Origin of the sequence: Clostridium sp. OS1-26, assembly GCF_030915445.1 — a bacterium.
GTDB lineage: Bacteria > Bacillota > Clostridia > Clostridiales > Clostridiaceae > Clostridium_AM.
In genome coordinates this window covers 3,750,813-3,775,136 of record NZ_CP133264.1, presented here as the reverse complement: position 1 = coordinate 3,775,136, position 24,324 = coordinate 3,750,813, and the positions used below count along the sequence as shown (strand labels likewise).

The following is a 24,324-nucleotide window of genomic DNA, read 5'->3' as shown; positions in this document are numbered from 1 at the left end:
CTTATAATATTAAATTAGGCACTCTGGTTTCTATTCTTTTGCAAACTCATTTCTCAAAAAAATAATTGTACTTTTCCTCATCAAGTCAATTTTATACCTTGTAATTAATACACATCATTTTTTGTTATGACCTTCATATAAGATTTAACAGAAAGAAGATAAAAGCATAAATAAATTGCTGCATATACTCCCATTGTCATCCCCATCCATTCCATCTGTGATATTGAAAAGCCGCAGAGATATTTCATATAGGCCATAAGTGGAAATATACTATGAAGGATACCAAATAAAAGTGGCATTATAAAAATAAATCCCAATTGCTTTGATACAATCCTTAAAGTTTCTTTTTTAGTTAACCCTATTTTTGAAAGTACAGAGTATCTATTTTTATCTTCATAAGCTTCTGTTAATTGTTTATAATACATTATACTTCCAGTAGAAACAACAAAGAGAATTCCTAAGAATGCACCTATAAATACATAGCTTCCATATAGAGTGTGCATTTCTGTATACATATCATAATAAGAAGAAAAAATCCTGTCCTTTGGCATCATTTTAGTAAGTTCTTTAACAACATTTTCACTTTTTAGTGGATTATCAAAATTATAAGCCCTTATGACAGTTAAATTATTTCTATTCTCAGCTAAAAGCTTTTTAAAAGATGTATCTGGTACTACTATAGTTGCTTTTTGAAATTTAGCTCCCAAAACGCATTTTATATCTGAATCCGATATATCAAATTTATAGGCTTTTCCACCAATAGTTGCATTAAGCTCATCACCAGTTAATCTTCCTCTTCCTTTAGCTAAAGTGCTTACTTCAATAAAGAAACACTGATTTTCTTTATCAATTTTAATATCCTTAGCTCTATCTACAACATCTGTACCATCATTAAAACCTGAATCATTTAAAATATTTTTGTATTCAGAGGCTGATATTACAAACATATCAAAAGGAGCCTTTAAATCTTTTTCAAAAGGACCCTTATATTTTTGTGTAAGCCCACTTCCATTTATCATTACAATATCTGTTTTACAAGTTGTTTTAATCTCTTTATGATTATTAATAACAACTTCAACTTTTTTATTTAATTCTTCACTTCCGCTTTGATACATTATTGAAAACGGACATCCACTTGGTGCAATTTTATCAAGGGACATATTAAGACTAAAGGCAAAGCACAATGCAGTAATAGCAACAGCGGAAATAACAGCTATGGTTGCCAGAAGATTAGAATTCCCTTTAATTCTGTAGATTATTTGAGATGCTCCTATTAGATTTTCTCCCTTATAATACACTTTTTTATTTTTCTGAACTAGCTTGAAGATATAAATTATTAGGTTGTTAAACAATATGTATGTTCCTGCAACAACAAGCAGTGTTATAAAAAAGCCCTTGTACAACATTTGGACTCCACCAGACTCCAGATTTATTTTTAACATACCAATATATCCGCTGAGCATCATTATTAATGATAATAATGCTAAAACTCTAGAAAATTTAGGCTTCTTCTCTCCTTCCTTAGCTGCATGTAGAAGTTCTATAAGCCTAAACTTGTATATTATTCCATAGGCTTTTATAGAATTTATTAAGAATATAATCATAAAAATAAAGATTGTCATACCTACAGCTCTAATATCAAAGTTATACTGTATAGGTTTATTTGATTTCATACACATAGCAAGTATTTTTAAAAAGAACTTAGAAGTAATAGCTCCTAAAGGCACACCAACAATTAATGCAAGTATACCTAGAAAAATATTCTCGAAGAACATTAGCATACCTATTTCCTTTTTTTTCATACCAAGCAGTGAGTATATGGCAACTTCTTTCTTTTTATTTTTTATAAAAAAGCTGTTTGAATACCATGTAAAAATAGCTGAAAATATTATAACTACAAAAGCTGATGCTTTAAAAATTGCACCTACCTTAATCCTACTTGAACTAAATAATTGTATTTGATGACTGTAATACATAGAATAAAATATCATAAGAATAAAAATTGAGGTTAATGTGCTTACAAAATAGGAAAGATAGCTTTTAAAATTGTGTTTTACGTTGGTTGCTCCAAGATTAAATAATGTCACTTTCAACACCTCCTATTACAGAAAGAGTGCTGAGTATTTCATTGTAGAAATCTTTTCTGCCCTTTGTTTTTTCAATCTCAGTATGAAGTACTCCATCTTTTATAAATATTATTCTATCACAATAGCTTGCTGCAAAAGCATCATGAGTTACCATGACAATTGTTGCTTTATTATTCCTATTTAATAAGGAAAGATTGTCTAAAAGTTCTGTTGAAGATTTTGAATCTAGTGCTCCTGTAGGCTCATCTGCAAAAACTATTTCTGGCTCCGTTATTATGGCTCTTGCAGCTGCTGCCCTCTGCTTTTGACCTCCTGAAACCTCATAAGGATATTTTTCTAAGATATTCTCAATACTTAAAATAGAACTGATTTTTTCTAATTTTGCTTCCATAGATCCAACATCTACCTTTGATAAAGAGAGTGGTAGAATAATGTTTTCTTTTAAGGTTAGAGTATCAAGAAGATTATAATCCTGAAAAATAAATCCAAGCTGTTTTCTCCTAAATATTGATAGCTCATCTTCATTAAGATTTAAAAAACTTTTCCCTCTTAATGAAATTGTACCAGAGGTTGGACTATCAATAGTTGATATTACATTTAGCAATGTTGATTTACCTGATCCTGAAGGTCCCATAATGCCTAAGAATTCTCCATTGTGAACGGAGAAACTCACTCCATTCAGGGCTTTTGATTCACTTCCACCCTGTTTTGAACCATACACTTTTTTTACATCTCTAACTTCCATTATATTCATGTTAATAGCCTCCTGTTTGCAAGATTATTAAATTTAACTTCAGTTAGATTGTATATGTATGGTATTAAGCTGAATTTAAAATGATCTTAATTTCATCTTAATTTTACCCATGATTTAAACTTATATAATTTCTTGTGTTTGTTCTATCGTCCATTTATCCTACATACTAATATGTTCCTTTAATATATACAATGTAAACTATTTCGTTCTATCTTACCTATGTGCCAAAATATGCATATGTTCTCTACATCATTCTTTAACAGAGCCTAAATAAAAAGAACCATAAGCAGATTAATGGTTAAAAATCCACTTACAGTTCTTTCATAATAGAGCACGTAATAATCTAAGTTGCACCACTATAGATAACATCTATTACCATACTATGATGTTCCCATCATAATAAAGCAGTTTATTACCTATAATAATGGTTTCTTCGACTATATAAAATATTTACACAACTATATATAACCTCTCGGCTATATGTAATCATCTCAACACTCCATATAATCTTAGCTCGACTCTGTATTATAAGTTGGAACCTTTATATAGTCTAATATAGACTATATAAAAGCTTTTCCCCACAATATAGAATCTTCCCTCTGACTATATATAAGCTATTATAAAATAACCTACATATAATCTTTGGTCGATTCATATATACCTCTTTCAAAGCATATATGAATCTTCGCTCAACTGCTACATACCCTATGCTATTATAGTAACCTCATTATGTTTATTATATACTGGTAACTTTTACAATTTATTTTATAAGTTCAAAAGCTTTTAAAATCTTCACTCTCTCTACAGCTATGTAACAAATCCAAATTTTTGTAACATTCCTAGCTGTTTCACTATCTACTCCCCAGGAAAAGTTAGGACTCCAAAAGCCATCTTCCTTCAAGGTATTAAACCAAAAGGACAAGTTTTTTTCCACAAAAGGCTCGACTAGCTTATACCATTGTGATTCAGGTGAATCTACTAAATTCAAAGGCTGTGGCACATACTCTGTCCATTTACTCTCATCAGTACAAAGACAATTTAGTATTCTTCTTTCCATAGATTTTATAGCTATATCATCAATTAAAGTAGAGTTTAATTCTTTGAGTACTATAAACAATTCCTGCATACAATAGCAATCATGTTCATCACAAGGTTCATTGCTATTTAAAAACTCTATACATCTAGCTGCTATTTCATAACCCAAAGACTTTTGTCCATCATTTCCATATTTAATAAAAGCTGAAGCGATAACAGCACAAGGATTAGGACTAAACTTAGTGTCAACTGCATAAGCCCACCAAGGCGCATGTGGAAAGTTATCCACTTCCTTTGGCACCTTCTCCCAAAAGGACGGTGTTTTTTTAATGGTCCTTTCAAAGTAACTTAGCAAGTTTTTAAACCAAGGCTCTCCACAGTTAAGGTCACAAGCATATGCAATAAGAATCGCTTCTGTAGATGCTATGCTTGATGATGCTGGTAACAAAATATCTGCTTCTAGTCCATTTCCAAAACCACCATCACTATTTTGATATTTAACTAACTCTGATACTATGGCTTTCTTACTTCCATTATTAAAAAGGTAATTCCATTTTGCTTTTTCAATAGCTCTAGCATTACTAAATATATGCTTCTGTATACTTTCCATTTGAGTTTTTTGTAACTTTTCCATAGCGCACCTCACAAATTCTATTTTGTACTATGAATTTAGTTTACTTACTTAATCTATTTTGGTATTGTAAAAATGCGACATTTCTTTATCTAACTCCTCAATAGATTTTGATGGAGTGCTGCCATGATATTTTTTAAAATCATTAATCATATGAGCTTGATCTGAATAGCCATAATTGTAGGTAATATCACTAAAACTTAAGTTTCTTTTATAGACTAAGTCCTTCCATATATTTTGATACCTAACTAAGCTGCAGCATTTTTTAGGAGTTATCCCTATGTATCCTCTAAAGATACGTTCTAATTGGCGTGAGCTGACACAGGTATACTGGCTAATATTAAAGATTGTTGTTGCACCTTTGGCTTGTAAAATATGATATACTCCATTTAATAAGTTACTGTTACTAAAAGACTTGTTATAAAGCTTTCTAAGTAGTAACTTTTCTACATGATATACTCTTTCTTTGATGCTATGGTATTTAATAACTATGTTCTCTATATCCTTTTTTAAACTTCTAAAATATTTATCTACCTCTGAAAATTCATTGCAAGTTTTAGGTAAATCTTTATCTGAAAACAAGTGGACAGCCCAAAAATTAAAGCGAATACCAAAAGTAGAAACTATAGATGATTTTTTCACTTCTGCTGTATAGAAAGGAGCATCGTTTATACTGCAAAACAGATTGTCTAATTTGTTATTACAGTAATCTATATCGAAGATAATGTCCATACAGCAATCTGGAATCACTAAATTTCCGCTCAAATCACTTACAATTGATTCTTTATTTCTGTAAGGTTCAGGACTGCCCCAAAAACACCTAATATAAGGTCTTAACTCATTACAAGGCATAATTTCGATATAGGTATTTGATTTATTTAATATGTTAGCAGTTATTGGCTTAAATAAATTTGATAGCTCTTGCACCTATTTCACCACCTGTTAAATAGAGTTATATTCTTTTACAAATACATTAAAAATATTGTTTTCTACATCAAATCTTCTAATTTTATTTTTATAGGTAAATCTGCAATCCAATTTTGTAAAATTGAATTCATATATGTAAAATCATAAAAATCTTTTAAATTATCATTATTATTTTTTACAGCATTGTAAAACTCTAAATCCCAATATTGGCTTTTTATATCATTTACAAAATTCAAATTTGAATCCCCATGTAAATATTCTGCTAAATTTATAACTCCATGAGCAGTGAGACAAATATATTTTTGTTCCCCATCACTACTAAACTTTTTCTTATTGTTTTTTAACATTATATTTATATTGGCTTCTAATTCAGCAAAGTCTTCATAAATTATAGCCAACATAGAACTTATTAAAGCCTTATCAAAAACCGATTTTTCATTAAATTTTTTAATATTTTCTGCGGCTATACTCATCTCCTTGTCATCTTTCTTTAAAATGCTATATAAAGAATTACAAAGCAGTATTGAAAATTTATGTCCCTCTTTTGCTGGTCCTGGTATGCTTAAAATATATTTTTCAATAACTTTAAAATCTCTTACAGCAAGTGCATCAATAATATCATAACAATGCAAACAATCAGCATAATCATATTCAAAATCTTTTATATTAGTTTTAATGTATGCCAATCTTCCTCTTGTATATATACCAGAAATTTGCCTATCGATGGCTCCTAATAACATTCTGTCAAGCATTCCTTGAGCTTTAATATCACTTCCAGCAAAATATAATATATGCATTAACCTAGATTTAAACCTTTCAACGTTTTCTTTTCTAGCCTTGAATTCTTCAATTGCTAAACTAAGTGGCTTACAATAGCTTTTTTCAATTTTTTCTTCTATAGAAGAAAAATCTTCTTTATACCCTTCCAATATCCACTGATTTAAATTATGAATGTATTCTTGGTCCTTCTTAGTAAACCTCAAAAAATACATTTTACCACCACCTATTAAATAAAGTTATACCCTTCCATAAACAGAGTTCTTGGCATCAGATGGAGTTTTAACTCCACCTGATGCTTAGAAATCGTTATCCAGTGACGTAGCCGCTCTTTACTCCCGCTTGGAGAAAAGCAGATGTCCCAAATTCTCCGATTTGGTGACAGTTGCTTTCACAGAGTGCGCGGGAGTATTAGAGCGGGTAGTCATCGGATAAATGCATTAATTTTAACCAATAACTTGTACTACTTTGCCTTCTTGATCCCTTATTTCTGTTTTCTCTATATTAAACTTTACCTTTTTCATTGTATTTAAAGTAAAACTTTTTTCCTTTGGAATTAATTCCGAAGCTATTTCAAGTGCTGTTTCTTTGCTTATCATAAGTTCTAAATCATTTTCATCAACCTTCACCGCTGGCTTTTTAGAATAAGTAATAATTATATTGCTTTCCTTGCCAATAAGCGTTAAGGATCTGTCCTTTAGAATGCGGCCTTTTAAAACTTTTCCTATTGTTTCAGCTTGGTGTGCCCCTATAGTAATTTCATAACTTTTCCCGGTAAATAATCCTTTGCTCTCTTTCCAAAAAGCTTATCGTTAAATAATGTTGCTGTACTTGATCCGTCTTTTTCAGCACCTTTTTCTATTAATATCTTTATCTCTTCATTATTTAATAAAGAATCCCTGTTCAAATCAGTTATGTATAGAGGCATATATTTAGAAAATACCCTTAAAACTTCAGTACTATTCCAACACTTTATTGCATCTTCCTCATCTACAGTTATTCCTACTATCTGTAAAAATTCAACTCTTCCATTTTGTGTATTCATAGCTGGTAATTCTGAATCTTCAACAAAAGCTATAGCTCCTATTAACGAATCTGTTCCAGCAGCAATTGGTCCATTTGCATTTAGATAGTGTCCTGCTTTAAAATAATTTCCTGTTGAAAATACGTATCTTGCAATATTCTGAAGAAAGTTTAACGCCCAGTTTGGTGGTTCAGTATCTGAGTCTTGTTTTTTAACTCTAAAAGTAAGTTCAAATCCATACCCGCTGTAATCTGGATCTTCCCATTCTTTCTCATAAAGCTCTGAAAATCCATATGTAACAATATGCCAATGTGGAATAGGCTCCTTCCTTTCATAAGCACTTATTCCTTGTAAAGGGTCATTCCCACCTAAGAAGTAAGGTATCATTGTACCATAATGTTTAGGCTCTTGATTTTCATATATATTTTTTAACGCATCATCAATTGCTTGCCATCCTATAGCTTGTACTTCATCTTTATCTTCTTTACACATAACAATTCCCCCTTAAATTTATATAAAAATAACTTACCTATTGTTATTTCTTATTTGCATAATAATCTTAGGTATCCCATTCATCCTTTGAACACAACATTTCAATATGAATTCATAAGTATCTCCAATATTTTTTCGGTATTATTTACAAATTGCTTCATAACTTGAAAATGTTCAGTATCTTTATATGCTACTTCTTTAAATCCATCTTTTAATTCATACACTACAGCATCTGGATAAGACATTATAATAGGCGAATGTGTAGCAATTATAAACTGAGAACCTTCCTCAACTAATTCATGCATTCTTGCAAGCATGGTCATTTGTCTTGATGGTGATAAAGCAGCTTCTGGCTCATCTAAAATATACAAGCTATTTCCTTTAAATTTATTAATAAATAATGATATGAAGGATTCTCCATGTGACTGGTCATGCAGCGAAATACCTCCATAGGATCCTACAACTCCTAATTCGTCGATTTTAGTTGCAACATTATAGAAACTTTCTGCTCTTAGAAAAAAGCCATCCTCCGGCATTTTAACACCTTTTATCAATTTTAAATAGTTACATAGCTCTGAATGAGTATTCATAGTTGAAAAGTTAAAATTCTTTGTTCCACCTTCAGGATTGAATCCATATGCTATAGCAATTGCTTCAAGTATGGTCGATTTTCCTGTACCATTCTCCCCTACAATAAATGTTACTTTGGGATGAAAATCTAAAGTGGATAAATTCCGTACTGCTTCCAACGAAAATGGATATGCAGAAAATGAACTTATATTTTCTCTACAAAGCTTTACCGTTCTTAAATATTGATTTAATTTAAATCTTTCCACTTACAAATTAATCCTCCAATTCACTTTACTAAAAAAAACACTAATGCAATTAATGTTCTTTTTCATTAAGTATAAAAGCCATAAATAATCTACTAAACTGGATAATGATTACCTGATTCCAATATTTCCTTAAAAGAATATATGTATTCCATACTATTTCCATCAGCCCAGAATATAACCTTATCTTTATACATAACCGCTTCTATTCCATCTTCAAAACCAAACCTGCAATAATTAAATTCAAGCTTAAAAGAATAATATGCAAAACCATCTTCTAATTCATTACAATTAACTATTATTTGACTAATAAAATTACCCTCATAACGCATTTTATCTAAGTCTTCTTCTGTGCTTACATAGTAATCTTTTTTGTTATTAGCATCGTATATATCCCAATTTTTAAAGCTTTTAACTAAAGACTTTAACATATTTTCATAAATTGCGTTAAAGTTTTCTGAAATAAACCTAAGGGTATCCTCTACTATTTGTTCTTTTTCCTTATTAAAATCACTTACAATTAAAGTTGGTGTTAATGTTTGATTAATAAATTTACCACTACATTTAATAGGAAAAATGACCTCCTCTTCTTGGCTAATTAATGTTGTTAATTTTTCTTTCCATTGTATATCATCTAAATTTATTTCTATATGTTCACTCATTTTATATAGCTTCTCCTTAATAAAACATCTTTTACTTTTTAATTGCTCAAACAACATAAGTTATTCATCTTATATTTTCATCACAAAACTTATTTCTCAAAACATGCGTTTCTAAATCAGCAAGTCTTGTTGGAACAGGTATCCTGCTGTCTTTAGATAATAATTTCATTGCTATTTCATAGCAGCTATTTATGTCTATGTTATTACCACAAGAAACAAATATAGGCTTTACATTTTTACTAGTTCTTACAGCCTGTCCATAAACCTTTTGATTTACAATTATATCTGTATATGCTCCTACTTCATTTTCTGGCATAATAAAATCTACTTTATTTATTTTTAAATATGTCTTTGCTACTCCCATAGTGGGCTTATTTAAGAATAAGCCTGCATGTGTAGCTATACCCATATTGTTATGATGAAGATATCCGTTGCCATCAAATATAAAAACATCTGGCTCAACCGTAATTTTCTCTACAGCTTCTAATATTAAAGGTAATTCCCTAAAAGCTAAGAATCCTGCAACATAAGGAACAGATATTTTCCCAACACTATAAACTTTTTCTAGCACCTCTTTAGTTTGAAAATCAATAATTACTATACTGCAAGCTCCAAAGGTTTCATTGTTTTTTTCCCAATAGGCAATATCTATTCCTGCACACACTCTTATGTTTTCTAAATCTATTTTATTTATAATATTAATTTTCTCTTTTAAACTATTTTGTATATTTAAAAATTCTTCTTCTGTCTTTTGATTAAAATCATGAATATAATTTACCTTCACTAAAATTAGCTCCTTCTTAATAAATTTATGCTCAGCTAAACTATCTTTTCAAATCCTTCTATCTGTTTAGCTTCCAATTAGCAATGAAACCAGTTTTAGCTTCTAAAGTTCTATCTACATCATAAAGTATTTCACTAAAAAGTCTTTCTGGTACTTTTGATGGAATAATAATATTTTCCTCACTTATTTCATCATAAACATAACTTCCTCTTTCAACTGTATTAGCCTTATAGAAAGTCAACTCATAAATAATGGTTTCTTCATTTTCGTAACCAACAGAAAGCCACTCAAAAGAAAGTTCTGCACCAATGCCTATTTTTTCATCTTCTTTATAGAACTGATAGTATCCCCCACCATCTTGCACAGAGCCTCTATACCAACCCATTTTAGTAAGTTTACCCACTAATGAAAGTCCATTAATTTTTGTGCCTCCAAAACGTTCTACTGACTTCATTTCCTTCTCTTTTTCATTTACCTTATAAACCTTTCTGTGAAGCTGAAGGAAAGGTTGTTCTATTTCATAATCCTCAAATTGCTGTATCCAAGTGTTTAATGTCTCTTGATTCATCTCCAAAGGATGTACAAGTCCTATAAGAGAATCTTCTGTAAGTTCATATTCGTCTTCATCCTTTGTATTAAAAGTACCATCTTCCATGTATCTAAAAGTATTCTTTAATTCTCCTTCAACGTACACTCCCCACACTAATCCAAGAGAGAAATTATGCATAATAGGATTTTCTACAAATAAATTTTCCCAATCTTTTTTCTTCCAGATTCTATTTGCTGAAAGAGCCATTTCCAGTCTTAAAGTTTGAGTAGAAACTACAGTTTTAATTTGCTTTTTAAGATCTTTAAATTCATCTGATGCTTCTTTAGCTTTTAACTCATCATCAGATTTGTTTGGTTTTGGTAAGGTTTTAATTGTCTTGCCACTACTATCTACAATTTTTAAAGAAAAATCCAAATTTAAAGTTACTGTAAAGCTTCTGCTGCCAAAATCAAATACCCTTTCTCCTCTTTTATTAAAGTCTAAACCCGGTACTATTTTATCCTCCAGTTCTTCCTCTGTTAAATTAAACATTTGGGCTGCAAAGACAAAAGCCTCTTCCGCCGCTTTTTTAATCTGTTTGTGCTTAAATTTCCTTGCTATTGTATCTATTACTATTAAACAATGATCACTTCCATTTAGCGCCAAAGCTTTTATAGCATCACAAGCAATAGCTCCTCTTGAATTTTTAGACCATATATCTATTTGAGCTTTCAATTCATTAATAACATTGAAGCCGCCTACTGCTGAAACTAATCCTAAAATCCATTTTTGCTTTGTATCTGCACCATTATTAATCCAAAGGTTTAAAATCTCATTTCCAAGCTGATCTAAATCATGCTTATTACATTTTTTAATTACCTTTTCTGCTGTTAGATTTCTTTCCACAATATTTTCTAAAGAGTATTTGCTTATTAAATAAGTTATTACATCTTTTGATACTACTTTTCCATCCTCATATCTTATATCTTGAAGTACACTTACAGGAATCCATTCTGGCGCAGTATAGGCGGTCTTCTTCAGCCTTTCAGTACAATACCTACTTATACTTTCAGCTGTTTCAAGTATTTCATTATCTAAATAATCCGCATTTATAATATTTAATAATAATACTTTAACCTTTTCATTCTTTTCTGAGTCTGCAAACTTTTGAAGCTCTTTAACTGAATCTCTCATGTCAAAGTTTGTGAGAATCCTAGTAACTGCTTCTCTCACTGCTAACTTTTTACTCTTTAACTCATTTAATACTTCTTTTTTACAGCCTTCATAAGAGCTGAGAAGGGTTACCATCTTATCTCTTATAATTTTAGAATTATCAGATAGATATTTAATAAGAATAGGAGCATACTTTTCATTATTTACATTAAATAGTTTTTCAAGTACTATTTCTTTCACATTGATATTTAATGTATCAATATTATTTATAAGCTCTGTATTTTCCTCTGAACACAACTTACTTAAATATTCTATAACCTTTGATTGACTTCTAAAATTATATTCATTTAGAGCTCTATCCGCTGCTAAAATCAAATGTTTTTCACTTATATCTTTAGTTGTAAGTTCTTTAGCAAAACTTATATAACTTATAGATTGACTTTCTATTAATTTATCTATAATAGATGCTGATAAAGAATATCTTCCAGCTTTAAGAGTAAACTCTAAAAACCTATACATAATTTCTCTAGTTTCATTTATAGAATAAATTAATTTAAAGCAAAGAGCATGAAAACTCCATAAACGCCCTGCACCTTCTACATTTTCAGCTTTAGCAGTATATTCATTTATACAATCTTTATTTTTTCCTTCTAATACATATTGTAAAGCCTTAGTTTTTTCTAATAGAGATACTTCAGCAGAATCTCTACAGAAATATATGTATCCACTTAAAACTTGTCCAATATATTGATTAAGCTTTTTTAAATCCTTATCTTCTTTTGAATGATTGTAAATAAAAGAAGCAAGTGTAAGTCTTTCCACATCTTCAAGATTGCTCTTATTAATAAACTCTAAACTTTCTCTGAAAACTAATGGTATTTCTTTTATTCTTTCATTTATCTCTTTAAGTACCTTCTTATTTTCATCTTTAATATATAGATTTATTAATCTAATCACATATAATCTCTTGTCAATATCAAAAGCTTTTGCAATATCATAAGCATTAGCTTTAGAATCATATGCATTAATGAATCTTATCCATTCATCAAATATATTTCTCTTGTTATGACTGTTGTTAACTATATTAGTGACAATATGTACAAATTCTTCACTTTCACTGTGAGCATAGTACAAGAACTTAACTAAAGCTATTTGCTTATCTTTTAAGTATTTATTTATATTATTAATATCACCAAGATAGGCTTTTACAAAACTTTCTCCATCCTCAGGTAAATCACAAGAATTTTTAACCGCTATAATAGCGAATACCACTTTTATAAAATCATCTTCTGATAGCAAAAAAGCTTTTGAAAGTATCGACCTATCTTCCTTTATTAATTCTTCAGAAACTGCAATTATTTCTCTCACATAATCTGAATAAATGGAGTAATTTGAATTATCTTTTATAATCCATAATAAAAATCTTTCTTTGTTATCCATGGATTTTAAGTAATTTAAAATTTTACTGATAGAATAAAATCTGCTATATAACATTTTAAAAAGGCTATCTTCACCTATAATAAAAAATACATTTAAAAGCCTTTTAAAAATATCTTTATCACTCATAAAACTATCCATTAGTTCCCATAACTTCTCTTGTATCTTATACTGACCTCCACGAGGGCTTATATTGTATTGGTAGTTATTGCTATACTCCAATGCCCCTCCGTTTTCAATATATTCTTTAATTTTCTGAACTTCTCCATCCTTTAAAGAACAATTGCAAAGGTTAACTTTTAGTAAGTTTAATAGTTCGTCCATATATTTTCTCCTCTTGTATTTTTTATTCTTCTATTTTTCTTTTTAAATATATATAAGTATCTTGTATCGACATATTTAATGCAGCTGATATATCTTTAATTTTCATATTATTTTCATACATCATTTTTACTTTTTTAGTAATAGCATCTTCATACTCTTTGGTAGACTTGTAAATCGGATAAAGCATAGATTTCCAGTTGTCAACATCACCATCTTCATCTTCTTCAATTATTTCATCTATTAAATTATCTAAACTCTTACATGTAACTCTTGGAGTAGTATTTAACATAGTCCTTTCAGAAATAAATTTATTTATTTTATTAATTTCATCTATAAATTTATCTATTGACTCAGACAAATAACTTCCTGGATTCCACTCACCCATTCCATGCATTAATGTAAATATTGGGAATCCAACTTCCTTAGTATCAATAATAATAGGGTCTCCGCACAATACTTCATAACCTATTACAATCCATTCACCCTTCCATGAACCCTCTTCATTTGAAACTAAAGAATTACCACTTGAATCAATACTATATCCTACTTGACCTTCTTTTAATTCATGTAAACTAAAAATCCTAAAATTAATAAATTCTTCAATCTTTTCGGTTTCCTTTTTAAGTATTTCTAGCTTTTCTTTTATCTCATCAATTAAGATCATTTTATATTACCTCTTTCCTAAACCCGTCTCAAAATTATTTTATTTGTGGAAATTTTTTCAAAATATCATCTATAAATTTAATAAATTGTTTGTCATATTTATTTTTAACAATTTTATGTTCTAACCAATAACGTCCATCTGCTAATTCAAACATTTCAATTGCAGTAATTTCCTTACAAAGTGGGTTGTGTAATATTTTTTCAATTGGTTCGATATCATCATCCCAATTAAAGTTTAATACAAACCCATGAAGCAATTCTGGAGTATTTAATCTTTGGAAATTCCACTCTAACTCTGAAGCGTCTAAATCTAATAACTCCTCAATAATATTTTCTTCTTCCTTCGTTAGTGTCAAACGAATAGCCTCTTCAGTTTTTAACATTAAATCTGCTATTTCTGGCAAATGTCTAGCACTAAACCAAGGAGTATATTTTATACCTAAAGGATGATTTAACTTCACTCCACTATCTATTAATATTTGTATAGCTTGTTTATTTTTAAACTTAATTGCCTTATGAATTACTGTTTCATGTAATTTATCTTCAATACTAATATCTGCACCAAAATCTATTAATTCTTGAAACAACTCGATAGGGACTTTTTGTACTATAGCATAATGTAACGGTGTACGCCCATATTGATCTTTACTATTTATATTATCACTTGCAATTACTTCTCTTAATTGTTTTATAGATTTATTTTTTATTGTTTCAAATATGTTCATAATAAGTATCTCCTTAATAGAAATTAATGTTAATTAGTATAAAAAGCACATAATTATATATAAACTTTCCAAGCTAGTAAATACTTTTCTATATTTCACGCTTCCTATTTCCATATTCATTCTTACCTTCACTTAACAATTATGTGTAACTTCTAACTTATTGTTTTCATATATAGTTCCATAGGTAGCACAAAGCAGCAGACCACCGCAGACCTCACTGCTAACTTGAAAATGTATTTCCTCTTCGTATGTATCAAGACTGTCAGCTTCAATTGTATCTACAAGTTTTTTAAAATCAAGCATTGGCAAATATTTAGCTACTATTTCATAGCTGGTTAAATTATCTTTATTGGTATACACATTATATTCCTGTATTTTTTTATAAATGGAACTTGGATTCTGCAAATCGTGCATTACTTGTCCATTTTCATCTTCAAACTTTTCCATTTCTTCTTCAACTATGTAATCTGGATACTTTTTACTATCTTTATCTTTAAATCCAAACTCCCAAAAAGGATATTCTATATCACATAGATGAGTTATAATCCACATTAAAAATTGCTCATTTATGTAGTTTACATCTGCTTCTAATTCTTTAAATCTATCTCCATAGTATTTTGAAATTCTCGAGAATTTCTCTTCTTCTGACATATCATCTTGCACTCCCGCAATTTCACATCCATATAAATCTATACAGATACTATCAAACCTACCCATAACACCTAAGTTAACAACCTTATCCCAATAAACCTCTTCTCCATCCTTACTAATTTTAAGCATAAAAAATCATCTCCTAAACTTAGTATAATACCCACTTAAATAATTTTATAAGTGTTAATTTACCTAACTTTTAATCTTTTCATTCTTCTTATATACTACATAAAATCTTCAATATGCTCTTTATATTCTTCCACTACTATCCCATTATTCAGTTTACTGAAAACTTCTATAGAATAGTCTTCATCTAAATACTCTGGTACCATAAAATTAATGGCAATACTTTTCTTACACTTATCTTCAAAGAATTTCTCTTCTTTTATTTCTATTAAAGCTTGTACACATATATCAAAAATCTTTTCTCTAAATTCATCAAAAAATTCTGTATATATGCATGTTTCTGAGTCACTTATTTTATCTTTATTATTTTCTTGGAATTCTACTAAAGTATTTCTAATCTCTTGAAATTCATTATCTGCAGCATCCCATATTTCCCATTCTTGCTCACAAAATTTATAATAATACCTATCTTCTTCATCTTCTATTTGTTCCTCTAATGCTTCTTTTGTATTTGCTACAACCCCTATAGATCTAACAGATGAATCACAAGTTAGTGAGAATGCATATACTATAGAATCTTTGTATTCATCCATAATTTCTAAAAAAGCTTTCTTTGTAGCTAAAATGACTTCCTCTTTGAATTTTTGGAAATTAAATTCTGATTGCATTAAGTTTATCTCCCTTCAATCCAATTATTCTTCTTCCTCCAACCAGTTTACTTTTTCTCATATAATACAAATTTGTTTATAATTCTTTCTGTCCATCATCAACAAAAGCTGGGCTTAAATTATATTTTAAAAACTTCCTACAATTAAATATAGTACTTCCTATTCAAGATAAAATCTTTTAGGAAAATCTTTTATATTATCTACTTCAAAATATTCATCAAACTCCATTACTGGTTTTGTTCCATAAAACTGATTTATAGCTTCAATGAAAGATTTCAAATCTGGTGCAATAACATTTCTATCATTGTCTGCATGCCAGAACTCAATTAATTGTCCCTTCTGACCAGTAAAAGTACCACCCATGTCATAACAAATATGATCTCCACCGCCATTATGGAATAAAGGTATCCAGTTTTCATTCCACCAATTATCAATTTCAAAATCAAAACCAATCATTTCAGTCATCTCTTTAGCATCATCCAATGCCTCTTCTAAGGTCATAAACATTGAATTATTTACAAAAGAATCATAACACTGAGCATTTTGTCCATTTTTCCATTGATATAAAGCTTTTAGGTCAGCAGGTAATGTAATACTAAATTGTTCTTCTAAAGCCTGTATTTCATTTTCTTTCAATGGCACATTAAGCTTTGAATAAAAATCCGGTCTTGATAGCTTCAAATGTTTATCTAAAATTTCCAATAGCTTTTGCATGTTTTTATAATTCACCTCTTCTTTATACACAGGATTACCGTTGTAAATATTTATTAAGGTTTCGTATTTTACTTTACCCGTATTATTTTTACTACTGAATACTTTCAATTATACTTGTCTACATTATGATTTCGTTTTTATCCTTAAATGCCTTTTCTGCGATTTCTCTTGCTGTTGGTTCATGTCCATATTCCTCAACATCATACCAATAAATTAAATCTGAAATATTATTGTGTGGTATACTTTTCTCCAATAGCTCTATGTAATAATTTATATATGGGTATACTTCTTCAACTTCTTCCATTCCTTCTGGTGATTTAAGTTCAGCAATCATATCTATTATTTTAGCTGCCTCTTCAACAGTTATATCTCTAACTATTAGAGGGTTAGGTAAGGATACCTCTTTGGCCAAATCCTCAAGTGATACGGCTGCCATATAATCATGAAAGTCCATGGGTTCATATAACTCATTATTAATTGAGGGTGGTTGTAATTCTTTTCTTAACATAACTGTTGCTACCTCCTCATATATTTAGCTCTCAAAACGCATTTATTACTTCGCAAATATAATCGTAGAATGTTTTTCCGGTTCTCTCTATGGTGCTCAAATCATCATCCCAAATTTCTCCTACTTCCCAGTTTTCATCAATTAAAAAAACTAAAGCTTTACCAGAAGGATCGCATCCAAATTGCAACGCTCTTCCTTCATGTGTTATGTATACACGACTTAAGAAAAATGTGCCATAATAATTACTTATTAAATTAGTTTTTGTTCCTTTAAAAATCTTTGGATTCTTTTGCAGTCTTTATTTTTTGTATGGAATCCTTATATATGGTTTGCTTTAATTCTTTCATATAATCTGAAAAATCAACTTCCTTTGTTCCGTATGACAGATTCATCTCATATTCAAGCGGAATCCATGTTGATATCTCCGCTTCATTATGTTGAATTAGTGTCTCCATCTTATCAAGTGCCTTATAAATTTTAGCTTCTATCGTTTGTTGTTCGTTCATTTCTACGAACAGATCAGATAATTCTGCCTTATATGGCTGCGGTAAACTACACAGTAGTTGAGAAACTGCATCGCTCTCAACAATTTCATCACATTTCGATTTGTTAAAAGCGGGAATATCCCCTGTAATAGCTTCACCTAAGTCATGAAATATGCACATTAGAATAACTTTGTTTATATCAACGTTTGGAAACTCATCTTTTATCAAGTACGCCATCAAAGACAAACGCCAACTATGTTCTGCAACACTTTCGTGACGATGAGATGATGTCCATGAATGACGAGTATTATTTTTTAATTTTTCTGCAACAGACATTATATTGATAAGTTGTCTTGTATTCATATATTTCTACCTCGCTTAATATATAGTTTGTCCTATAATTTTAATATAAAAAGTTGTATAACACTTATATCTATTATCTAATTTTTCTAAATCCAGCATTAAATTACTTACTTTTAAATTCATCTCTTGACCTCCCCCTAGATCTAGCTACACATTTTTCATTAATTTTTGAAAACATCAAATCATTTACTATATTCACTAAGTTTCTTCTTTTACTTAATTTAAATTATTAATTTTCATTGTTTATTATATATTGGGTTGGTACATTGTCTGTTAAATAAACACCATTTTCTGAACAATAAAACCCATAACCATCCTTAATCATGTTATAAGAATCTATTCTTAATACTGCTACTTCACCATGCCTAGCACCAACTTTTGTAGCTGTTTTAATATCTTTTGATAAATGCACATATTGTCTACTGCCCTTTTTTATGCCATCTTTAAGAATACTATTAAGAAATCTCTTAGCTGTTCCATGGTATAATTCTGCAGGAGGAACCACTGGCTTCAAATTAAGATTTACTTGAATAGAATGACCTTGATTAGCCCTAATTCTGGGTTCATCATTAGATAAATTATAAGAATATCTTTGCTTATTGTCTTCAGCAACTATTCTATCTAAGTCCCGTTTTGTAATATCCATACCATTTTTATTCATGCCTTCAATAAGTTTATTTACTCTTACATATCCTTCTTCATCCATATGTAAATCTATTATTTCAGGTTTATGTCTTAATACTAAGCTTATAAATTTACTAAATTTCATATCTCGTTTACTTATCATATAGTTTCCACATCCTTCTAGTATCTAGTGTGTATTATGCTCTTATCTTGAATTTTCAATTAAACCAACTATTACATTATTATCTTCAAAAAAATCTTCTACAGAAACTAAAATATCTCTATTATATGGAGGCCTAAATCCTCCTTGCTTTTCAATCTTTTCTAAAAGATCTTTTTTCACTCTTAACACCACTCTTTATAACTTTCTAATAACTATCTCTACATTCATTATTTTATAGAAATCCCTCGTTCTTTCATTGGTTCTAAAACTTCTTCATCCACCATACTGATATACTCTACAGATTTTAAATTTTTAATATGTTCAAATCCCTTTATGGATTGAATATCAAAGAAAAAATCTTCCCCATCCCAATCAGGTTGTATATAACTGTAGATTTCATTACCACCATCAAAGCACAATTCTGTAATCTTATCTAAATCCTTTTGCTCAATATATAACTCAGAAAAAAATTCCAGCATCTCTTTAATAGGTCCTGCTCCTGTATACCACTCATAATTTTGCGTATACTTTTCAATCAGTGATCCTAACTCTTTTTGAAAAGATGGGCTTTTATCTAACAAAGCATCAAGCACTACCAATTTAAAATTGAAATCTTCAAAGATGCCCATTTTATCTATATATTTTCCCATTTTCTCTACTCCTTCTTAAATAATCTTTACTTACTCTTATTCTTCTATAAATCAAAATTACCCTCATAATTACTAGGATGAATTACTTTAAATCCATCTCCATCATCAATAGCTATTACACCAACTTCATAAATATTATTGTCCAAAAATCTTCATTTCTTAAAATATCTAAAACTTCATTTACATATTTTTTAGGATCTTCACTACTTAGAAAAATAATAATAGAATTTGTTCCATCAGACGAATAGTCATATCCATCATCTTTAACTGCTCCTTTTGTCAACTCTTCACTTTTATCTGGTATTATATATCTTAAATCTAAATCTGGATTGTCCATTTTTGATGGATCTAATTTTATAGCAATACTTCCCATATAAGTTTCTCCTTTAAATATATCCTGCAGCATATACTACACGGATTGATTTTAAGCATTTTAGGATTAAAAGACTTCCTTATCACATTATTACAAATCGCCCTGATGGATAGTTTCCTTCCCAGGCACATGCCCAGCGACCTTCGACCAAAACTCCTAATACTTTGTTGAAAAATCCTATATTATCAGTAATCCTCTCAACACAAGCCCAAGCCATATCTCGCTTTATAAAATCGATTATTTCATAATCTAATCCACATGTATCGTTATCCAACACAGCGTTTTCAATTCTATCTTTAAATTTTACTAATCCCTCGGCAATTTTGGGTCCCATTGCCTCAGCGATTCTGCCAAATATTAAATCAATAGCTTCATCCCCAATAGAGTCCATTGCAACTTTTTCTATATTTTCACTTTCCTTGAGCCATACTTTAAGCATTTTATCATTCCAACCATCCCATGCTTCGGTAAAAGAACGTACAACTCTATATCTATCACTTTCATCACCAGCACATTTTAACCAATTAATCCCTTCAAACTCTTTTAAAAATTCGTCAATCTTACATTCGATAATATCCTTTGACATTTATTCCTCCACATTAAAAATCTCTACTTCTCTTCCTTCCAATTCTCATTAGTTCCTGTTTTTGAAGCCGTTGCCTTATTTATTTGATATAGAATCTCACTAAGAAATCTTTTAGGCAGTGTCTCTGGTGATACAACATTATGCTCATACATTTTGTCATTTATATAACTATATTTTGATGCTGTTCCTTCTTTATAAAAACTTAAGTCATATACTGTTACTTCTTCATTTTCATAGCCTACACTTACACCACTAAAACTTAATTCAACATCTATTTTAAAAGTACTATCTTCCTTGTAAAAAGTATAGTAACCGCCGCCATCTCCAATTGGCCCTCTACTCCATCCAAAGCTAGTTAACTTACCTAATAGAGATAAACCATTTAACATGATTCCTCCAAAGCGTTCTACCTTCTTATTAGTTTTTTCTTCTTCAGTAACCGTAAATATCTCTCTATTTAACTGTTCAAGGGGCTGTTTAATTTCATAGTTTTCAAACTGTTCTTTCCACAATTCCATATCTTCTTTACTTAATTCTATTGGATGAACAATTCCTATTACTACTCCATTCTTTAATTCATATTCATCTTCATCTTTAGTATTAAAGCTGCCATCCTCCATATATCTGAAACTATCAGTTAAAATATTGTCTTCATAAATACCCCATACGAGACCTATGGAAAATTGATGCATAATAGGATTTTCAACAAAGAGCTTTACCCATGCTTCTTTTGTCCACTTTCTATTGCTAGATAGCGCCAACTCTAAACGAATAGCTTGTATATTTGCTACTGTTTTTAACTGTTTCTTTAAGTTCTTAAATTCTAATGAAGCTTCTGCTGCTTTAGTTTCATCATCTTTTTTATTTGGTGCTGGAAGGTTTTTAAAGTTTTTGCCACTTTCATCTTGTACATCTAAAGTAAGCTCAGGAGTAAGGGTTACAATAAACTTTCTATCTCCGTAGTCAAAAACTCTTTCTCCTTTTATGTCAAAACCTAAGTCTGGAACTATTCTATCTGAAAGTTCTTCCATATCTATATCCATTTGTTCGGATGCAAATTGAAGTGCAGTAGCTGCAGCATTTTTAACCTGCTTAAATTTAAACTTTCTTGCTATATTGTCCACTATTATAAGAGCTTCATTACTTCCATTAAGCGCAAGAGCCTTTACAGCCTCACTAGCAATAGCCCCTCTTGAATTCTTTGCCCACTCTTCTATATTCTTTTTCAATGCGCTAATCACATCATAATCTCCATAAACCGCTGCAAAAGGGAGCACCCATTTTTTCTTGCTTTCTGCTCCGCTATTAAGCCATCTTTCAAAAACTTCTAAAGCTAATTTTGCTAAATCTTTTGCATCTAAAAGTTCACTTACCATTTTCGCTTCACTACTTAAACCTATTTCAATGCAGGAAGAATAACATATAAGCATATATTTTATAATTTCATCCTCTGCAAACTTTTCACTATCCTTAAATCTTACTTTTGATAAGGTATCGCAATCTAACCACTTCAAACCTGCTGCTTTATTACCCTTTAAAGCTTTTTTACAGTATTCTAAAATACCTAGTTCATCATTATTTTCTTCTAAATCACTTTCTACATTTAAAGCTTCTCTTAAAAGTGCCTTTATTTTTTCACTTTTTTCTACTTCTAAGGCTTTATTTAATGCTTCAATTACTTTTTCATTACTGCTTTTGGAAAGTATCCTTACCGCTGCTTCCCTAACTGCTTGTTTTTTTGCACTTAAACTAGGTATTACCATCTCATGGCTTTTTTCACTTAAAGTTAAAAGTTCTATGACTTTCTCCCTTACAATCTTTGAAGAATCTCCTAAATACTCTATAAGAACTTTTGCACCTTTGGACCCATCACAATATTGAAATAATATTTCTAAAAAGCCTGCTCTTGTTTCAGCCTGACAATAAGGTATATTTTCTATAAACTGCTCTTCATCCTTTTCAATTAGTTTCGCAATAATACTTGTTGATTGATTACGTAATACTTCTTTAACATAATTACCAAAGGCATAGTTTCCTAAGAAAGAGGTATAATTCATTATTGAAGCTCCATAACTATCCAATAATTCTATAAAAGAATTTAAATCTTCATCTCCAATTTTCATACCTTTAAATTTTTTATAGTCATCATATATGTGTCTTAATATGTCCGGATTTCCTATAGTAATGAATATCTTCATAGCTTTTTCAAACATAGGAGATACATCTTTTAACCAAAACAGGACCTTACAAAAATTAGAATTATATATATACATATCTTTTTTTCCTAATAGTCCTTGTAATGCTTTGCTTATATTGTCAAAAGAAATATTACCTCTTAAATATTCAATAAAGTTTTCATAAATATCTATTTCAATATTTACTTTATCCATAAGCGCAGAAAATTCATGAATAAAAACATCTTCTCCTTCACCTACGAATTCTAACCCTTCTCCCTTTTGCCAAAGAAGTGAAGCCATATAAGCTTTATTAATACCACTACACATTGTAATAGCCTTTATGAACTCTTCTTTATTTTTATCTAATTCTTCTTTTAACTCCTTTTCAAAGGTATAATCATGGTATCTAAGAGAATTGGCATTTCCCATCCATGCAATATATAATTCTTTTTTAATTTGAAGTTTGTCCATAAATTTTGTAATTTTGTTATATCTATTATATTTAAGATAGTTATATAAGCCATCAAAGGATTTCTCATAATCGAATAATATAGCAAATTTAATAAATCTATTTGCTATATCTGATTCATTAGATATAGTAGAGCTGATTCCTATAAGGAATTTTAAAGTATATGTATTAATATTTGAAGCTAAGCTATTATTACTTTTTAATAGTTCTATTGTTTCTTCTAAATCTGAAGTCTCAACTTTTAAGTATTTCGCTAAAATGTCTGTTTCCTGAGAAGGTATTTTATCATTGAATAGAGCTCCTATGGAATTAACCATATCTTCTTCTAGCCACCTGCAAAGTTCTTTATCCTTTTCTTTCTGAATTAAATAAGTTGCTATAATTGCTTGTTCATTTATCTTACTAATAGCAAAGGCTTCTTTAAATGCATTTTTGTATTCCTCATAAAGACTATCGTAAAACTTAATAAATCCTCGTTCTAAGGTACGTTCTTGTCTAGTAATGCACTTAGCATAATATGCTATGACAAATGAGGGACTTATATTATATTTTAAAAACCTTTTGCAATATTCATCTCCATAATAATAGGTTGTCTTATCTATAATTGAAAATACAGATACTTTTCCCATTTGAAATAATATTTTTATATACTTTGAAAGATAATCATAAGCTTTATGTTTATCTAAGGATTTATAGGTACTGACCATTTGTTCTGCTACATCGGCATTTAAATTATCCATATCTATATTAGGAAGACTTTTGAAAAACCCCTGTTCTTCTAAGGTTCCTTCTATGTACGCTTCAAAACTATCAATAACTTCATTGGATAATCCGAGTTCTAATAGCACATTACTTATTTTTTCTATTAAGTGTTGCTGTAACCCCATGATTCTTAACCCCTCTCTTTATT

General features: G+C 29.8%; 25 protein-coding genes. All 25 read right to left on the bottom strand.

The window, feature by feature from the left end:
- Positions 1–104 precede the first annotated feature (104 nt).
- Complete coding sequence (locus RCG18_RS18575; RefSeq protein ID WP_308037516.1) at positions 105–2,087, bottom strand: ABC transporter permease; 1,983 nt, start codon at positions 2,085–2,087, stop codon at positions 105–107.
- The gene (locus RCG18_RS18570; RefSeq protein ID WP_308037515.1) at positions 2,074–2,841 is read right to left on the bottom strand and encodes an ABC transporter ATP-binding protein; all 768 of its coding nucleotides are present in this window, start codon (positions 2,839–2,841) and stop codon (positions 2,074–2,076) included. Before RCG18_RS18570 ends, RCG18_RS18575 begins: the two co-directional genes overlap by 14 nt.
- A 760-nt stretch (positions 2,842–3,601) precedes the next feature.
- Positions 3,602–4,510 carry a hypothetical protein gene (locus RCG18_RS18565; protein ID WP_308037514.1) on the bottom strand — a complete coding sequence of 303 codons (909 nt, stop codon included), beginning with the start codon at positions 4,508–4,510 and terminating at the stop codon, positions 3,602–3,604.
- Between the two features lie 48 nt (positions 4,511–4,558).
- A complete protein-coding gene (locus RCG18_RS18560; RefSeq protein ID WP_308037513.1) occupies positions 4,559–5,434 on the bottom strand; it encodes a helix-turn-helix domain-containing protein in 876 nt (291 codons plus the stop codon).
- A gap of 62 nt (positions 5,435–5,496) precedes the next feature.
- Complete coding sequence (locus RCG18_RS18555) at positions 5,497–6,426, bottom strand: hypothetical protein (RefSeq protein WP_308037512.1); 930 nt, start codon at positions 6,424–6,426, stop codon at positions 5,497–5,499.
- A gap of 231 nt (positions 6,427–6,657) precedes the next feature.
- Positions 6,658–6,840, bottom strand: a complete 183-nt coding sequence (locus tag RCG18_RS18550) for a hypothetical protein (protein ID WP_308037511.1) — start codon at positions 6,838–6,840, stop codon at positions 6,658–6,660.
- Between the two features lie 119 nt (positions 6,841–6,959).
- On the bottom strand, positions 6,960–7,727 hold the full coding sequence (locus RCG18_RS18545; RefSeq protein ID WP_308037510.1) for a suppressor of fused domain protein: 768 nt from the start codon (positions 7,725–7,727) through the stop codon (positions 6,960–6,962).
- Positions 7,728–7,828: 101 nt separating this feature from the next.
- Entirely contained in the window at positions 7,829–8,563 is a 735-nt protein-coding gene (locus tag RCG18_RS18540) for an AAA family ATPase (protein ID WP_308037509.1), read from the bottom strand.
- A gap of 92 nt (positions 8,564–8,655) precedes the next feature.
- The gene (locus RCG18_RS18535) at positions 8,656–9,222 is read right to left on the bottom strand and encodes a hypothetical protein (RefSeq protein WP_308037508.1); all 567 of its coding nucleotides are present in this window, start codon (positions 9,220–9,222) and stop codon (positions 8,656–8,658) included.
- A 64-nt stretch (positions 9,223–9,286) separates the two neighbouring features.
- Positions 9,287–10,006 carry an endonuclease V gene (locus RCG18_RS18530; RefSeq protein WP_308037507.1) on the bottom strand — a complete coding sequence of 240 codons (720 nt, stop codon included), beginning with the start codon at positions 10,004–10,006 and terminating at the stop codon, positions 9,287–9,289.
- A 58-nt stretch (positions 10,007–10,064) separates the two neighbouring features.
- On the bottom strand, positions 10,065–13,469 hold the full coding sequence (locus tag RCG18_RS18525; RefSeq protein ID WP_308037506.1) for a DUF4132 domain-containing protein: 3,405 nt from the start codon (positions 13,467–13,469) through the stop codon (positions 10,065–10,067).
- A gap of 22 nt (positions 13,470–13,491) precedes the next feature.
- Positions 13,492–14,133: a hypothetical protein gene (locus tag RCG18_RS18520; RefSeq protein ID WP_308037505.1), complete on the bottom strand. Its 642-nt coding sequence runs from the start codon at positions 14,131–14,133 to the stop codon at positions 13,492–13,494.
- A gap of 34 nt (positions 14,134–14,167) precedes the next feature.
- Entirely contained in the window at positions 14,168–14,857 is a 690-nt protein-coding gene (locus RCG18_RS18515; protein ID WP_308037504.1) for a DUF4274 domain-containing protein, read from the bottom strand.
- A gap of 132 nt (positions 14,858–14,989) precedes the next feature.
- The gene (locus RCG18_RS18510) at positions 14,990–15,637 is read right to left on the bottom strand and encodes a hypothetical protein (protein WP_308037503.1); all 648 of its coding nucleotides are present in this window, start codon (positions 15,635–15,637) and stop codon (positions 14,990–14,992) included.
- Between the two features lie 95 nt (positions 15,638–15,732).
- The gene (locus RCG18_RS18505; RefSeq protein ID WP_308037502.1) at positions 15,733–16,302 is read right to left on the bottom strand and encodes a DUF4303 domain-containing protein; all 570 of its coding nucleotides are present in this window, start codon (positions 16,300–16,302) and stop codon (positions 15,733–15,735) included.
- Positions 16,303–16,461: 159 nt separating this feature from the next.
- Positions 16,462–17,124, bottom strand: a complete 663-nt coding sequence (locus tag RCG18_RS18500; protein WP_308037501.1) for an SMI1/KNR4 family protein — start codon at positions 17,122–17,124, stop codon at positions 16,462–16,464.
- Positions 17,125–17,134: 10 nt separating this feature from the next.
- A complete protein-coding gene (locus RCG18_RS18495; RefSeq protein ID WP_308037500.1) occupies positions 17,135–17,524 on the bottom strand; it encodes a hypothetical protein in 390 nt (129 codons plus the stop codon).
- Between the two features lie 31 nt (positions 17,525–17,555).
- Positions 17,556–17,711 carry a hypothetical protein gene (locus RCG18_RS18490; RefSeq protein ID WP_308037499.1) on the bottom strand — a complete coding sequence of 52 codons (156 nt, stop codon included), beginning with the start codon at positions 17,709–17,711 and terminating at the stop codon, positions 17,556–17,558.
- Positions 17,712–17,793: 82 nt separating this feature from the next.
- Positions 17,794–18,372 carry an HD domain-containing protein gene (locus RCG18_RS18485; protein WP_308037498.1) on the bottom strand — a complete coding sequence of 193 codons (579 nt, stop codon included), beginning with the start codon at positions 18,370–18,372 and terminating at the stop codon, positions 17,794–17,796.
- A gap of 229 nt (positions 18,373–18,601) precedes the next feature.
- Positions 18,602–19,159, bottom strand: coding sequence for an RNA 2'-phosphotransferase (locus RCG18_RS18480; RefSeq protein ID WP_308037497.1), 558 nt, complete (start codon positions 19,157–19,159; stop codon positions 18,602–18,604).
- Positions 19,160–19,201: 42 nt separating this feature from the next.
- Positions 19,202–19,339: a hypothetical protein gene (locus tag RCG18_RS18475; RefSeq protein ID WP_308037496.1), complete on the bottom strand. Its 138-nt coding sequence runs from the start codon at positions 19,337–19,339 to the stop codon at positions 19,202–19,204.
- Positions 19,340–19,386: 47 nt separating this feature from the next.
- Positions 19,387–19,809: a hypothetical protein gene (locus RCG18_RS18470; RefSeq protein ID WP_308037495.1), complete on the bottom strand. Its 423-nt coding sequence runs from the start codon at positions 19,807–19,809 to the stop codon at positions 19,387–19,389.
- 115 nt (positions 19,810–19,924) lie between these two features.
- The gene (locus tag RCG18_RS18465) at positions 19,925–20,182 is read right to left on the bottom strand and encodes a hypothetical protein (protein WP_308037494.1); all 258 of its coding nucleotides are present in this window, start codon (positions 20,180–20,182) and stop codon (positions 19,925–19,927) included.
- Positions 20,183–20,264: 82 nt separating this feature from the next.
- Positions 20,265–20,768, bottom strand: a complete 504-nt coding sequence (locus RCG18_RS18460; RefSeq protein ID WP_308037493.1) for a hypothetical protein — start codon at positions 20,766–20,768, stop codon at positions 20,265–20,267.
- A gap of 23 nt (positions 20,769–20,791) precedes the next feature.
- Positions 20,792–24,301: a DUF4132 domain-containing protein gene (locus tag RCG18_RS18455; RefSeq protein ID WP_308037492.1), complete on the bottom strand. Its 3,510-nt coding sequence runs from the start codon at positions 24,299–24,301 to the stop codon at positions 20,792–20,794.
- Between the last annotated feature and the right edge of the window lie 23 nt (positions 24,302–24,324).